Origin of the sequence: Microbacterium mangrovi (genome assembly GCF_000802305.1) — a bacterium.
In the GTDB taxonomy this organism is placed as follows: Bacteria; Actinomycetota; Actinomycetes; order Actinomycetales; family Microbacteriaceae; genus Microbacterium; species Microbacterium mangrovi.
Genome location: NZ_JTDK01000039.1, coordinates 1 through 295, shown reverse-complemented (window position 1 = coordinate 295; position 295 = coordinate 1). Strand labels below are relative to the sequence as shown.

1 protein-coding gene is annotated in these 295 nt (G+C 65.1%); it reads left to right on the top strand.

Annotated features, from left to right (window positions below):
- On the top strand, positions 1–295 hold a 295-nt coding region (locus LK09_RS20385), incomplete at both ends, for an integrase core domain-containing protein (protein ID WP_039403842.1).

Here is a 295-nt window from a genome sequence, read left to right as displayed (position 1 = left end):
CCCGCATCCACCCTCACCGACAACGGCCGCGTCTACACCGCCCGCTCCGGTGGCGGCCGGAACGCATTCGAATACGTGCTCGCGGCCCTGGCGATCACACAGAAGAACGGCGCCCCGAACCATCCTCAGACGCAAGGGAAGATCGAACGATTCCACCAGACCTTGAAACGATGGCTCGCCGCCCGACCAGCCGCCCTCAACAGCAGCGAGCTGCAGACCCAGCTCGACAGCTTCCGTGAGCACTACAACCAGCACCGTCCGCACCGTGCTCTGAACGACAACACCCCAGCGGACG